The sequence below is a fragment of the Facklamia sp. P12955 genome (assembly GCF_050409565.1).
Taxonomy (GTDB): domain Bacteria; phylum Bacillota; class Bacilli; order Lactobacillales; family Aerococcaceae; genus Facklamia.
Window position 1 is genome coordinate 15,773 of sequence record NZ_JBNUPF010000009.1, and the last position, 13,223, is coordinate 28,995.

At 36.6% G+C, this 13,223-nt stretch carries 15 protein-coding genes and 1 pseudogene; 8 read left to right on the forward strand and 8 right to left on the reverse strand.

The window, feature by feature from the left end; all coding sequences use genetic code 11:
- The first annotated feature begins 28 nt into the window (after window positions 1-28).
- The 8 genes and pseudogenes from comGA to ACQV2G_RS03710 all read left to right on the forward strand — a co-directional run bounded on the left by comGA (window position 29) and on the right by ACQV2G_RS03710 (window position 4,417).
- Window positions 29-1,081, forward strand: coding sequence for a competence type IV pilus ATPase ComGA (comGA, locus tag ACQV2G_RS03675; RefSeq protein ID WP_428874277.1), 1,053 nt, complete (start codon window positions 29-31; stop codon window positions 1,079-1,081).
- Window positions 1,059-2,105, forward strand: coding sequence for a competence type IV pilus assembly protein ComGB (gene comGB / locus ACQV2G_RS03680; protein ID WP_428876147.1), 1,047 nt, complete (start codon window positions 1,059-1,061; stop codon window positions 2,103-2,105). Before comGA ends, comGB begins: the two co-directional genes overlap by 23 nt.
- A 12-nt stretch (window positions 2,106-2,117) precedes the next feature.
- Window positions 2,118-2,462, forward strand: coding sequence for a competence type IV pilus major pilin ComGC (gene comGC, locus ACQV2G_RS03685; protein WP_428874273.1), 345 nt, complete (start codon window positions 2,118-2,120; stop codon window positions 2,460-2,462).
- Complete coding sequence (comGD, locus tag ACQV2G_RS03690; RefSeq protein ID WP_428875304.1) at window positions 2,462-2,908, forward strand: competence type IV pilus minor pilin ComGD; 447 nt, start codon at window positions 2,462-2,464, stop codon at window positions 2,906-2,908. The genes comGC and comGD overlap by 1 nt, the downstream gene beginning before the upstream one ends.
- A 31-nt stretch (window positions 2,909-2,939) precedes the next feature.
- The gene (locus tag ACQV2G_RS03695; protein WP_428875306.1) at window positions 2,940-3,233 is read left to right on the forward strand and encodes a hypothetical protein; all 294 of its coding nucleotides are present in this window, start codon (window positions 2,940-2,942) and stop codon (window positions 3,231-3,233) included.
- Window positions 3,193-3,300 (forward strand): annotated as a pseudogene (locus tag ACQV2G_RS03700) (prepilin-type N-terminal cleavage/methylation domain-containing protein); the annotation flags it as partial. The gene ACQV2G_RS03695 and the pseudogene ACQV2G_RS03700, both read left to right, overlap by 41 nt.
- A 9-nt stretch (window positions 3,301-3,309) precedes the next feature.
- Entirely contained in the window at window positions 3,310-3,675 is a 366-nt protein-coding gene (locus tag ACQV2G_RS03705; protein WP_428875316.1) for a competence type IV pilus minor pilin ComGF, read from the forward strand.
- Window positions 3,665-4,417 carry a hypothetical protein gene (locus ACQV2G_RS03710; RefSeq protein ID WP_428876148.1) on the forward strand — a complete coding sequence of 251 codons (753 nt, stop codon included), beginning with the start codon at window positions 3,665-3,667 and terminating at the stop codon, window positions 4,415-4,417. Before ACQV2G_RS03705 ends, ACQV2G_RS03710 begins: the two co-directional genes overlap by 11 nt.
- A 51-nt stretch (window positions 4,418-4,468) precedes the next feature.
- Here ACQV2G_RS03710 and smpB read toward each other — a convergent pair whose 3' ends face one another.
- The 8 genes from smpB to ACQV2G_RS03750 form a co-directional block, all read right to left on the reverse strand.
- A complete protein-coding gene (gene smpB / locus ACQV2G_RS03715; RefSeq protein WP_428874269.1) occupies window positions 4,469-4,936 on the reverse strand; it encodes an SsrA-binding protein SmpB in 468 nt (155 codons plus the stop codon).
- Window positions 4,937-4,997: 61 nt separating this feature from the next.
- A complete protein-coding gene (gene rnr, locus ACQV2G_RS03720) occupies window positions 4,998-7,346 on the reverse strand; it encodes a ribonuclease R (protein WP_428876149.1) in 2,349 nt (782 codons plus the stop codon).
- A 20-nt stretch (window positions 7,347-7,366) separates the two neighbouring features.
- Window positions 7,367-8,137, reverse strand: a complete 771-nt coding sequence (locus tag ACQV2G_RS03725) for an alpha/beta hydrolase (protein ID WP_428876150.1) — start codon at window positions 8,135-8,137, stop codon at window positions 7,367-7,369.
- 126 nt (window positions 8,138-8,263) lie between these two features.
- Window positions 8,264-8,497 (reverse strand): preprotein translocase subunit SecG, encoded by a 234-nt coding sequence (secG, locus tag ACQV2G_RS03730; RefSeq protein WP_090290184.1) that lies wholly within the window; start codon window positions 8,495-8,497, stop codon window positions 8,264-8,266.
- Window positions 8,498-8,661: 164 nt separating this feature from the next.
- Entirely contained in the window at window positions 8,662-9,801 is a 1,140-nt protein-coding gene (rlmN, locus tag ACQV2G_RS03735; protein WP_428875310.1) for a 23S rRNA (adenine(2503)-C(2))-methyltransferase RlmN, read from the reverse strand.
- A 126-nt stretch (window positions 9,802-9,927) separates the two neighbouring features.
- Window positions 9,928-11,211 (reverse strand): dihydroorotase, encoded by a 1,284-nt coding sequence (locus ACQV2G_RS03740; protein WP_428874265.1) that lies wholly within the window; start codon window positions 11,209-11,211, stop codon window positions 9,928-9,930.
- Window positions 11,212-11,221: 10 nt separating this feature from the next.
- On the reverse strand, window positions 11,222-12,142 hold the full coding sequence (locus ACQV2G_RS03745; protein ID WP_428874264.1) for an aspartate carbamoyltransferase catalytic subunit: 921 nt from the start codon (window positions 12,140-12,142) through the stop codon (window positions 11,222-11,224).
- A 4-nt stretch (window positions 12,143-12,146) separates the two neighbouring features.
- A complete protein-coding gene (locus ACQV2G_RS03750; protein ID WP_428875311.1) occupies window positions 12,147-13,070 on the reverse strand; it encodes a dihydroorotate oxidase in 924 nt (307 codons plus the stop codon).
- Window positions 13,071-13,223 lie beyond the last annotated feature (153 nt).

Genomic DNA, 13,223 nt, shown 5'->3' on the forward strand with positions numbered 1-13,223 from the left:
TCATTAGACTAATCAAAAGGGTGAGTTGATGATCGAAGAACTTTCTAAATCATTGATTAACGAGGCCATCAGTTTGTTGGCTTCCGATATTCATTTCATGCCAATAATTGATAACTATCAAATCTTCTTTCGAGTCAATGGTCAACTCCACTTCCACAAAAATGTCCCTTTAAGTCTAGGAAGAAAAATAATCGCTCATTATAAATTTTTAGCCAATATGGATGTCGGTGAAAAAAGACGGCCCCAATCAGGTGCTTGTCCGTTTAAGATCTCAGAAGAACAAACGATTGAATTAAGATTGTCCACTATTACTAACGTCAACCTCATAGAGTCCTTAGTGGTTCGAGTGATTTTTAGTAAAATTCATAATTTTCAACAAATCAACAGCTACTTTCCCAATCAAATTGACCGCATTCGGAAATTAATTAGAAGAAAATCAGGGATGATTTTAATTTCTGGCCCAGTCAATTCAGGTAAAACCACGACGATCTATCAACTTTTAAGAGAAAGAATGAATGAAGAAAAGTTACAAATTATTACTATGGAGGACCCTGTAGAAATCAAAGAAGCTTCTTTTTTACAAACGCAGGTAAATGAAAAAATAGGTATTTCTTATGACCTACTGATTAAATCATCACTCAGACATCATCCCGATATTCTTTTTATTGGAGAAATTCGGGATGAGGAGACGGCGCGTATGACTTTAAGAGGTGCATTAACCGGGCATTTGATGATTGCAACGATCCATGCTAAAGATACTTTCGGAGTGATTGCGCGTCTTAAAGAGTTAACCATTAGTGAGCAACAATTAAAACAATCTCTCATTGGTGTCATCTCACAAAGACTAGTGCCTCGCTTTTGTCCTTTTTGTAAAAGTAGTGTTCAAGTATCCTGCAATCATATTCCTAAAAAATTTCACCGAGCCGCTTTGTTCGAAATATTAGATGGCCAACAATTGAAAGAATATTTGAATCATTTTAATTTACCTTTAAACTTCTCGCCCCTTAATCATCAACTAAGAAAGGCATGGGCCTATGGATACATCACTAAAAAAGAGTATGAACACTTTGAAGTTCTTTAATAAAGAAAAATTGCTCTTTAATCAAGAGGAAAAAATATATTTTTTACAGGTTTTAGCTGAAATGCTTGATGAAGGTTTCTCAATTTATCAAAGTCTGCAATTTATGAAAATACTATTACCTAAAAGAATTTTAATTATTAATCAAATGCTGGAAAAATTAAATGTAGGACAAAGCTTTGATCAAGTTCTTTTAAACTATGGGTATTCAAACCGAATTGCCGCTCAATTATTTTTTGCTCAAAGACAAGGCCGATTTATTCAAGCGCTTTTTGAAATTGTAAACCATTTAAAAAAGATTAGAAGCTATCAAAAAAAATTAATAAAAACACTTATCTATCCCTGTTTTTTAATGCTTTTTCTCTCCTGCTTATTGTTTGCAATGAGACATTGGATGCTTCCACATATTTTATCCTTCATCGATCAAGAAATTTTAAAAACTCATTTATTAGCTCGTTATTTACTCATTCTCTTTACCTTTCTTCCACAAATTAGCATCAGCTTTTTAGCAGTCATTTTAATTATTTACTTAGCTATTGATTTTTATTTATTAAGACTCCCTGTTATTAACAGATTTCAACACTTAGTTAAGATACCTCTCTTTGGAAAGCTAATTAGGAAATATGTATCCTATCGTCTAGCTGATGAACTTTCATATTTTTACGCAGCTGGCTTTTCCATGCAAGAGACACTAGATCTTTTAATCTCATATCCCATTGATCCCTTAATCAGTGAAATAGCTGATTATCTGCAGCAACAATTTTTGGCTGGGAGCGAGTTGAGCGATTCATTAGAAAACATGGGTATTTTCACTAAAACACTTAGTTTAGTCATATATCAGGGTGAACTAACCAGTCAGACCGGTCAAAAAAGTAAGCTTTATGCTAAAAAAATATTTGAGGAGGTGGTCGAAGATCTTAATAAGAAGCTCACTTTAGTGCAACCCATACTGTTTTTAATTATCGCTATTATTGTAATGGCCATGTACCTTGTTCTAATGTTGCCGATGTTAACCATGGAGATATGAAAAGGAGCTATTATGAAAGAAAGAACCATCAGAAAAGTCAAGTCTTGTCAAATATTAAAGTCTAAAAGAGCGTTCACACTTATCGAAATGCTAATTGTTCTTATTATTGTTTCACTATTAATGGCTATTATTATTCCCAATGTTTCTGGCCAAAAAGATCGTATTGACCAACAAGCAGTTGAAAATATCACAGAGATTGTTGAAACTCAAGCGGATGCCTATTATCTAGTAGAGGATACCCAAGAGCCTTTAAGCTTAGAAACTTTGGTTGCTGAAGGTTACCTCACTCAAAAGCAAGCAGACGAAGCGACTGAGAGAATTGAAGCTGAAGTCCTCAGTCAAATACTGACCCCTTAATGAAATCAAAAAATCAATCAGCCTTTACCCTAATCGAAGCTTTGTGCGTACTTTCAATTTTTAGTATATTGATGATTTTGCTAATTGCTTTACCCTATCAACAATTAAAAGCTGATTATCAGACAAAAGTTTTTAAAGACCAACTGAAGAGTCAGCTACATTTAGCTCAAGATAAAGCAATTATTGATCAAGATCCAGTTCAGATTGTCTTTAGTAAAAGAGGAGTAGTCTACTTCTGGCAAGTAGAATCCCGCAAAAATTTTAGTCAACTCAAACTCCCTAAACATTTAAATTTACTTAATTCTTTTTCTTTTTATTACTTAAGTAGTGGTCGTATTAATGATTTTGAAACTGTTTACTTTGAAAATGCAGAAGGCGATAATTTTGAGCTTGTTTTTCAACTAGGAAGTGGTCAATTTGTTTTTAAGGAGCAAAAAGGGAAGTAGTCTAATTGAAGCATTAGTAGGTTTATTGATCTTGTCTTGGATTTTGAGCTTTTATTTACCCAGTTTTAACCAAGAATTAAGGACTTTTAAACAATTAAAATCAGAAAATAATGAATGGCAATTATTTTATCAACTGGCGGACATTCAACTTTCTGATTTAGATTCAATAAAAAAAGAGACACTTATTCAATCTACAATGGAAAGTTACCAATTATTATTTTCAGTCGAGGTTGATGATTTTTCATGCGACACTAATTCCTGTCAAATAGAGTTTAAGAGAGGGAGTGCCTATCAGATTGAAATTCAAGCTATTCAAACCTTATAAACAGTCAAAATGGGCCTTCACTTTAATTGAGTGCCTTATTACACTCTCTATTGTTGCTTTAATAATGAACACTCTCATGATAAGTGTTTCACATTACCGCAAATTAGATGAAAATATGCGGCAAGATCGTTCGCTAGATTGGCAGCACTTCACACTGATGATGGAAAGTGAATTTGATCATTTTTTAATTATGGGTGTCTCTGAACAAGAAATAAATCTTTGTCTCAAAGAGGATTACTATGAACAGAGCTCAGTCATTTTAAGAAATCAAAAGATTTATCGCAGACCCGGACATCACCCTTACCTCTTTCAAGTAAAATCTTGGCATTTAAATTCCGAAAAACCCTTTATAACAATCTCCGTGGAGCTAACCAATGGTCAAATCTTCTCACATACCTTTCATACTGATTACATAAGAACGGAAGATTTTGATGAAACATAAAAAAGGGCTTATCCTACCAATGGTATTATGTTTTATGATGTTAAGCCAAGTTATATACTTAGGAGTCATTCAACTTAATGCTCTCCAAAGACAAAGAATCCACCAGTCAAATAATTATTACCAATTACAAATTCAAACTCTTTTAACAGATTTTAACCTGCGTCCTGTTCTCCAAGACCAATGGACAAAAAGCATAGAAGAATCTATTCAAAGAGAATGCCAACTTCTACAAAAAGAAAGCTTAAATGACTTGGGCCTGTATACAAGTGATTCCTTAATTCAAACAGTCAACTTAATCGAAGTTGATACTTTAGACATTGAGTCTTTACTTTTACTCTATAAAACGCTTATTTTTATAGAATATCCATCCAATTTTGAGTCAAGCTTTTCAATAATAGAAGCTGATGGCGAATGGTTAGCTAATGGCCAAGTGACTCTTTTTCCTAATTCTTCTAAGGAAAGTTCTTTCGATGCTAGTCAAATATTCCTCAGTTCGCAAGGCTATCGGCTAAACAAACAACTTACTAAACAAAAAGAATCGCAATGGGTAGGAACCATTGAAAAAGAGTTTCAGATTGAATTTAATTCAGGAACAAGTAAGGTTTTAAGTTCTAGGGACGAATTAATTTTCGACTCAAGGCTTTCTTCTGGTGAGTCATTCGAAAAGAAACAAGACTTACCTCAACTAAATTACCTCCTCCAATGGCATGGGAATCTTTATCAGGATTCTAAGGCCAGTTAACGAAGAAACAGCAAGCATTCTCAAATCCTCCAGAGTGCTTGCTGTTTTAATTTATCTTACTTTGAGAGCCCGATCAATATCTCGCTTAGCTTGTTGTTCTTTGAGCGCCTGTCGCTTATCGTAGTGATGTTTACCACGTGCAACTCCTATTAATAGCTTAGCTCGACCCCTAACTAAATAAACCTTTAGGGGAACAATGGTCATTCCCTTCTGACGCGTTGCTTGGTCCATATCCACTATTTCCTTATGGTGTAATAATAACTTTCGATCTCTTAAAGGATCATGATTAAATAAATTACCATGGTCATAAGGACTTATATGAACATTCTTTACCCAGGCTTGGCCCCCATAGATTGAAATAAAGCCATCTTGAATATTTATTTTTCCTGCTCGAATGGATTTAATTTCTGTTCCTTTGAGGACTAAACCCGCTTCATAAGTATCAATAATCTCATAATCATGTCTGGCCTTTCGATTTTGGGCCAGTGGTTTATCGTGTACTGCTTTATTATTTGCCATAAAATCTCCTTGCTAGTGCTAGGAGTCTATTTTACATCACCTACTAGCATCTGATGGACTCCTAGTATTTCTTTTTCTTAGTTCTTTTTGCTTTCTTAAAGTTTCCCTTAGCAGAAATTTTTTTACCTGCTAAATTTTTACCCATTTTAGGATTCGCTTTATTTGATTTGTTTTGTCTGTTCGATTTATTCTTTTTCTTATTTTTTGTTGAAGATTGAATGATTTTTGGATCGATACCTTCTACTGCTTCTGCTTCAATTAGCTTAAAATCAATTTGTCGATCTTCGATACTGACATTACCAACCTCTATTTTAACCCTTTGCCCGATTCTAAAGATTTTATGTGTCCGCTCACCAATCAACAGCATGTGTTCTGGATTAAAATGATAATAGTCATCATCTAAATTTTGAATAGAGACAAGTCCTTCTACCGTATTGGGAAGCGCTACAAAAATTCCAAAAGAGGTAACCGATGAAATAGTTCCCCAGAAACTTTCTCCAACTTTATCCATCATATACTCAGCCTTCTTGAGAGCATCAGTTTCTCTTTCTGCATCAACCGCCCGGCGCTCCATTTTAGAAGCATGAGTCGCTATAGCTGGCAGTTGATCTTCTAACTTAGAAATCTCCTTATTTGAAGGATTGCCTAATAAATATTGACTAATTAGACGGTGAACAATCAAATCAGGATAACGGCGTATTGGCGAAGTGAAATGTGTATAGTCTTCTGCTGCTAAACCAAAGTGACCTGCTGCTTCATCTGAATACTTGGCTTGTTGCATCGACCTTAGCATCATAGTTGAAACAGCTTGTTCGTAATCTTCACCCTTGACCTGTTTAAGCGCCTCTTGCAAGGCCCTCGGTGCCATATCTTCAGTATTTCCCCTAAGAATGACCCCAAAACTTGAGATGAATTCCGCAAAACGGTCTATTTTATTAGAGTCTGGCTGCTCATGAATTCGATAGATAAAGGGTAGCTGCTTAGCTAAATAATCTTTGGCCACCGTTTCATTAGCAGCTAGCATAAAGGATTCAATTAAGCGTTCACTAGTAAACCTCTCACGTAAAACAATCTCTGTCGGGTGTCCTTTTTCGTCTACCAAAATCTTGGCTTCAGGCGCATCAAAATCGAGTGCTCCTCTATGTCGACGCATCTGATAGAGAATATCATGTAACTCAGCCATGTCCTCCAACATAGGAACAATTTCTTGATAATCTTGTCTTAAAGTTGGATCACCATCTAAAATAGCATTCACATCTGAATAGGTCATCCGATAGGATGAATGAATGACTGATTTGAAAATGCGATGCTTAATTACTTGCCCTTGATTATTAATCACCATCTCACAAGTTAGACTTAAGCGATCCTCATGAGGATTCAAAGAACAAATACCGTTAGACAATCTTTGCGGTAACATAGGGACCACGCGATCTGTCAAATAAACAGATGTTCCTCGCTCATAAGCTTCGCGATCAATAGCAGTGTCTGGTCTTACATAATGCGATACATCGGCAATATGGACACCTAATTGGTACTCTTTATCCGAAATTTTTTCTAAACTGATGGCATCATCTAAATCCTTGGCATCTGCTCCATCAATTGTAATGATTAATTGATCACGTAAATCCTTACGTCCTTGGATTTCTTCAGATTTAATTGTTTGCTCTACGGCTTCAGATTCTTTGACCACCTCTTTTGGAAATTCGTGCGGAATACCAAATTGGAAGAGAACGGCTAGTATATCAACACCTGGAGCGTCTTTATGGCCAATTTCTTTAGTCACAAGGCCTACCATTTCATTGGGCTTATGGCTATCTGGGTATTCAGCGATTTCTACAATACAAATAGTGTGATTAGCTGGATGAATACCATCTGGACGAATGAAAATTTTAGTCTCATCTGGAAATTCGCCTTGAGGCTTAATGTATCCTACATAGCCTGTGGTTTCACGTTCTTCTTGATTAAAACCATAAAACTCGCCAACTAACTGACTAACTTTACGGTCTATTACTTCAAGCACTTGAGCTTCCGAACCTTTGCCTGTTGTAGGATTAACATGTTTAACGATTCGAACACGGACTGTGTCTCCTTCCATGGCTCCTCCGTTTTTACCTCTAGGCACGAAGAAATCACTTTCACCTTCTTCATGAGATACAAAGCCAAAGCCTTTTTCATTCGCTCTGTATACTCCTATAACTTCTTCGTTTGAAGAAAAAGCTTTAAAATGGCCCTCAGATGTTAATTGAATTTCGCCAATTCTTTCCAAAAAGGCTAAAGCTTTAATTAATTTTTTATAATTTTTGGTTCCGCGATAATTAAAATGTTGGGAAAGCTGTTCCACCGAAAAGGAATCCTCTTTATTCCCTTGTAAAAAAACAATAATGTCTTTTTCTAGTCTAGATAAACTCAAATTTATTCTCCTCTCTCACCCTAAAAGGGTTGGGTCACTTGCTTGATGAAATCTAAAACTGATTTTTCAAAAGCCTTACGATCACGGTTTGTAGGAATGGAATGTGTATTATGTGGGAAATAATGAAAATCAATGCGTGCATTTACCAAATGATCTTGTAATAAATAAGAATCATCTGGCTCAATTAATTCATCTTGGCCTGATTGAGCGATATAAAAAGGCACCTTAACATTCACCAACTGTGAAGCGATTTCTTCTTTAATTTCTTCTAATTCTTTCATTTGTTGCCAATGGCCTGCCAATATATCATCAAACTCTTCCATAAATGTCTCTGTATCATGTCGTTGACTGGCCAAAAATTTACCTAAATGCATAAATGAGTTGGAAATATTGATCGGTTCCTCAGTCATAACCGGCGCATTAAAGATTCCTCCACCACTTCCTTGAAAATCTTTCTGAGAAATAATATCTGTAGCCATAACTCCACCTAATGAAAGACCAAAGACTAAAAGGTGCTCAAATTTTTGTCCTAGCATCCAATGATAAGCATCATTGGCTTCTTGACGCCAAATATTTGGAGAAAAATCCAAAACTGATTTGATGTCTTGTGTATCATGACCACTAAATTGTGGCACTAATACGTTATAGCCTTGGCGATTCAATAGCCTTCCTAATAGGTTCATATCACGTGTTGATCCCGTATAAGCGTGGAAGAGTAGGATCCCTACCTTCTTATCTTGACCTTCTAAATAAACCGCCTTATCAAATGGAACATTCATCACACTTTTCACTCCTAACCTCTTATTATCATTGTATCTAAACCTTGTTGGAAACTAAAGAAATTCCTCTGTTTCTAAATAAATACGCACATGTGGCCTAATGAGCCGACATGTGCGTCTATTCAAAATCTTTAACGATTATTTAGCCGATAAGTAAGCTAAAGCTAAGGCAATGACAAAGAACAGCACGCCTAAAACGGTTGTAGCACGAATTAAAAAGGCTTCAAAGCCACGTGCTTTTGATTTAACAGAGCCATCGTCTCCTCCACCTGTTAAAGTTGAAGCAGCATTACTCTTAGATGGTTGCATAATAACTAATAAAATAATCAAAATAGATACTACAATTAATGAAATCATTAAAGCGTTATACATAGTTGCCCTCCTTTATATGGACTATCTAGGAAATTATATCATACTTTCTTAAGAATGTGATAGACATCTCCGGAACTTTTAATATTAAAAGTAAAAGCCCTTAAAAACACGACCAAAGATCTTCGTTTTTGAGGGCTTATTTTAATCGCTTTAAGATTACTTTATCATTGATTATTAGACTCATTTGCCTTTGCAGCTTTACGTGCTTGTGAAAATTGACGGATTTCTTCTTTAGTCTTTTTAGCAGTTTTAGCTCTTCTTTGACGTTCGTATTGAGACCGTAACTGCCCACAAGCCGCTTCGATTTCTGTTCCGTGTTCTTTACGAACAACACAATTAACCTTGTTTTTCATTAAAATATCAAAGAATTGCGCAATATTTTCAGCCTTAGAACGCCGGAAAGAATTTTCTGCAACCGGATTATAAGGAATCAAATTAACATAAGCTAATTTCAGCATCGGTTTCAACAGATTTGCCAATTCTTTAGCATGTTGAGGTGTATCATTGACACCATCAATCATAATGTATTCGAAAGTTACCCGGCGATTGGTTTTTTCAATATATTCATAAATAGCATCAAATAATTCTTCAATGGGATATTCTCGGTTAATCTTCATAATCGAAGAACGAGTCTCATTGTTAGGGGCATGGAGGGAAACTGCTAGATTGACTTGTAACCCTTCATCAGCAAATTCACGAATTTTTGGTGCTAAGCCAGAAGTTGAGACAGTAATATGACGTGCCCCAATAGCTAGTCCCTTATCTGAATTCACAATTCTTAAGAATTTCATCACGTTATCATAGTTATCAAAAGGCTCACCTATACCCATAACCACAATATGCGAAACCTTTTCTCCTTGACCTAATTGGTCCAAGTGTCGTTGAACGTACATGATTTGAGCGACTATCTCACCTGTTTCTAGATCTCTTACTTTGGGTATCAAACCCGAAGCACAGAACTTACAGCCAATATTACAGCCAATTTGCGTTGTGACACACACTGAAATACCATAATGATGATACATTAAAACCGTCTCAATCATTGATTTATCTTGTAATTCAAACAAAAATTTAGTGGTTTTATCTTGGGCTTTCTGTACAATTTTTGCCCTTAAGGGAGAAAAAATAAATTCCTCGGATAAAGGTTCTAAAATCTTTTTGGGGATATTAGTCATCTCTTCGTAGGACGCCACATGGTGACGGTAAAGCCATTGCCAGATTTGATCTGCCCGGTATGGCTTTTCTCCTCTTTGAGCTAGCCATTCGATTAGATCGTCTAGGGTCAAACTATCTATTGATTTCACTGATAAAACTCCTCTATTTATTAAAAACTTCATGTTCAGTTTAGCACAAACAAAAGAGCCTGTCTTTATTTTATTTCCATTCTAAAGAATAGCCATTAGCCTCTATCAAAAATTCATGAGATATTCTTACGCCTGATAAACAAGATGGCCCTGATAAATAGTTGCTAAGGTTTTACCTTTAACTTGCCAACCTACAAAGGGTGTATTGGTCGATTTAGAAGCAAATTCCTTTGGATCGATTGGATATTCATGGTCAATGTCGAAAATAGCTAGGTCAGCAATAGACCCCACAGTAAGATCGGAAGCTGGTATATTAAAGATTTTAGCTGGTTCCCATGCCATCCAATTGATTAACTGTTCTAAACTACAAATTCCTCGTTCAACAAGATAAGTATACAGCAAAGCGAAAGCAGTTTCTGATCCCACAATACCAAAAGGTGCTTTAAGCATACTCTGATTCTTTTCTTCTGCCATGTGCGGAGCGTGGTCGGTTGCTATACAATCAATCGTTCCATCTAGTAGACCTTGAATTAAGGCTGCTTGATCCGCGCGACTTCTTAATGGTGGATTCATCTTCCAATTGCCATCATCAGTTGGAATATCTTCATCACACAAGAGAAGATGGTGGGGACAAACTTCACAAGTTACTTTTACGCCCTCAGCTTTGGCAGCGCGAATAACCGCTACACTTTCTTTAGTTGAAACGTGACAGACATGGTAGTGGCAGTTTGCCTCTTTAGCCAAAATACAATCTCTGGCAATCTGACTGGATTCAGTCGCAGAGTATATTCCTGGTAAACCTAACTTTTCACTTACCTTCCCCTTATGCATGACCCCTCCAAAAAGCAAAGAATTATCTTCAGTATGGGCCACAATTGGTCGGTCTAATTGCTCAGCCATTTGCATAGCTTGAAGCATTAAACCAGCTGTTTGAACGCCCTTGCCATCATTGGTAAAGGCAACAGCTCCTGCTTGTGTTAAAGCAGGAAAATCAACCAATTCTTTTTCGGAAGTAATTTCTAGTGAAATCGGTGCATACTGATGTACTTTGATGCAAGCTTCTTGCTCGTTTAATTGCATCAAAGCTGTAAAATCTGCTAGATTATCTGGAACTGGATTTAGATTTGGCATTGCACAAACTTGTGTATAACCGCCTCGAGCCGCTGCTTTTGAGCCGGTTTCAATGGTTTCTTTTCCTTCGAAACCAGGCTGACGAAAATGAACATGCAAATCAATTAGCCCCGGAGTAATTAAACCGTTTTGACCATCAAAAATTTTAAGCTCTTCATGAGATAATTCATTCAACAGATCTAGACCAATCGCGTTAATCTTTTGGTCTTTAATTAAAAGCTCTACTGCTTGAAATCCACCTTGACGATTTAGCATTCGCACATTCTTAATTAATAACATCTTTTCCCCCCTACTTTCCGTTCATAACTGCTTCAATAATTGACATACGCATAAATACACCATTTTTCATTTGTTCAGCTATTACAGATCTTTCTGACATGACTAATTCATCAGCAATTTCTACCCCTCGATTGACCGGTGCAGGGTGCATAATAATTGCATGGTCTTGCATGCGACTGGCTCTTTCGGTATTTAAACCGTATAAACGATGATAGGTTTCCGCTTCGAAACTATCTGGCTGGTCATGGCGTTCTAATTGAACTCTTAAGAGCATTAAGACATCGACTTCTCCAATCAATTCATCAATGGGTAGATAGCTTCCGAAATGATCAAAGGTTTCATCATACCACTCTTCTGGTCCTGAAAAATATAGTTCAGCTCCTAAACGAGATAAAATTTCAGCGTTAGAATGAGCAACACGAGAGTGACTGAGGTCTCCTACGATTGCTATTTTCAAACCAATAAAACGTTGGAATTTTTCATAAATGGTCATCAAGTCGAGCATACACTGTGTAGGATGCTGAGAGGCCCCATCCCCACCATTAATAATTGACAAATTCAAGTGCGGTGATTTCATCAACGGCTCGAAGTAATTTTCTTCGCGAGTACGTACCACAACTGTATCTACCCCTAAAGATTCAAGTGTAATTAAAGTGTCTAAGAGGGTTTCTCCTTTGGAAAGTGAAGATGTTTTAGCATCAAAAGCAATAACCGGCATACCTAACTTTTTCTCAGCCATTTCAAAAGAAAGGTGCGTTCTTGTCGAATTTTCCAAAAAAACATTACAAACAAAGTGTCCTGGATACTGTGGTAATAGTGAGCGATCAAGGTTTTTAAATTCGATGGCTCGATGAATTAGTTTCATTACCATTCCTGAATTTAGTTTCTTGGTTGATTCAAAATGCTTAAAAACTAAGTTGTGATTACTCATTATTTTATCCCTCCATGTACTGTAATTTACCGCGGTAATCTTCTATTTTTTGATAGCCATAAGATGCCATTTCAGCCTTTAATTCTTGATTCAATCGCTCAAAAATTTGTGGTCCTTCTTCCATCAAAGCTGTTCCTACTTGAACCATTGAAGCTCCACAAAGAATGTGTTCAAAAGCATCACGCCCACTTGCAACGCCCCCTGTCCCAATAATGGCTATGGAGTCATTTAGACGCTGGTAGAAGGCATGTACATTAGCCAGAGCCGTTGCTTTAATTGCGGCTCCTCCAATCCCTCCAAAGCCTTGCTTTGGTTTGATTGCAACAGTTTGATCTTGAATCCACAAACCATTACCAATTGAATTGACTGAATTGACAAAAGAAAGCGGAAATTGATTCAAGATTGCGGCCACTTGATCAAAGTGAACCAGATCAAAATAAGGAGGTAATTTTACTCCTAGTGGTTTGTTTACAAAACTAAACACTTCTGTCAAAATCTCGTGCATGAGTTCAAAATCATAGGCTGTCTGGGGTTTGCCGACTACATTTGGGCAGGACAGGTTTAATTCGATCAAGCCATTGAATGAAGCATCTTGTACTTTATGCAAAACTTGGTAGATTTCCTCTTTAGAAAGGCCTGTTACCGACAAGAAAAGATCTGAACGATCTAACTCAGAAAGATAGTCTAGATAATAATCAATCCCTAAATTCGGTAAGCCCATCGAATTGATTGAACCGTGAAGATTCCCCACATAGCGTGGCTCAGGATTGCCCTTTCTCGCTTGACTAGTAGCTGTTTTGGTAACAAAAGTAGCAGCTTGAGAGTCTAAAATTTCATTTAGCTCTTCTCTTGTTTGGCAATGAACCCCGGCGGCATTCATTAAACAGGATTTAAAATGTTGATTGGCAATTTGGGTCGTAAGCGTCATTTCATACTTCCTTTCATAAGTTGAATTCGCTTAGTTTTAACCAAAAAAGAGGTCAGTAACGAAAAACCGTTACTGACCTCTTGCGCACATAAAAGGATATCCCATTAGAGAGAGCTTCTCCAATGAACTATTCAAATAAATCTTTCATGTATC

What these genes read in the sequence shown, in the direction of transcription:
- comGA (WP_428874277.1), top strand. Translation starts at nt 29, where the DNA reads ATGATCGAAGAACTTTCTAAATCATTGATTAACGAGGCCATCAGTTTG.
- comGB (WP_428876147.1), top strand. Translation starts at nt 1,059, where the DNA reads ATGAACACTTTGAAGTTCTTTAATAAAGAAAAATTGCTCTTTAATCAA.
- comGC (WP_428874273.1), top strand. Translation starts at nt 2,118, where the DNA reads ATGAAAGAAAGAACCATCAGAAAAGTCAAGTCTTGTCAAATATTAAAG.
- comGD (WP_428875304.1), top strand. Translation starts at nt 2,462, where the DNA reads ATGAAATCAAAAAATCAATCAGCCTTTACCCTAATCGAAGCTTTGTGC.
- ACQV2G_RS03705 (WP_428875316.1), top strand. Translation starts at nt 3,310, where the DNA reads ATGATAAGTGTTTCACATTACCGCAAATTAGATGAAAATATGCGGCAA.
- ACQV2G_RS03710 (WP_428876148.1), top strand. Translation starts at nt 3,665, where the DNA reads ATGAAACATAAAAAAGGGCTTATCCTACCAATGGTATTATGTTTTATG.
- smpB (WP_428874269.1), bottom strand. Translation starts at nt 4,936, where the DNA reads ATGGCAAATAATAAAGCAGTACACGATAAACCACTGGCCCAAAATCGA.
- secG (WP_090290184.1), bottom strand. Translation starts at nt 8,497, where the DNA reads ATGTATAACGCTTTAATGATTTCATTAATTGTAGTATCTATTTTGATT.
- ACQV2G_RS03740 (WP_428874265.1), bottom strand. Translation starts at nt 11,211, where the DNA reads ATGTTATTAATTAAGAATGTGCGAATGCTAAATCGTCAAGGTGGATTT.
- ACQV2G_RS03745 (WP_428874264.1), bottom strand. Translation starts at nt 12,142, where the DNA reads ATGAGTAATCACAACTTAGTTTTTAAGCATTTTGAATCAACCAAGAAA.
- ACQV2G_RS03750 (WP_428875311.1), bottom strand. Translation starts at nt 13,070, where the DNA reads ATGACGCTTACGACCCAAATTGCCAATCAACATTTTAAATCCTGTTTA.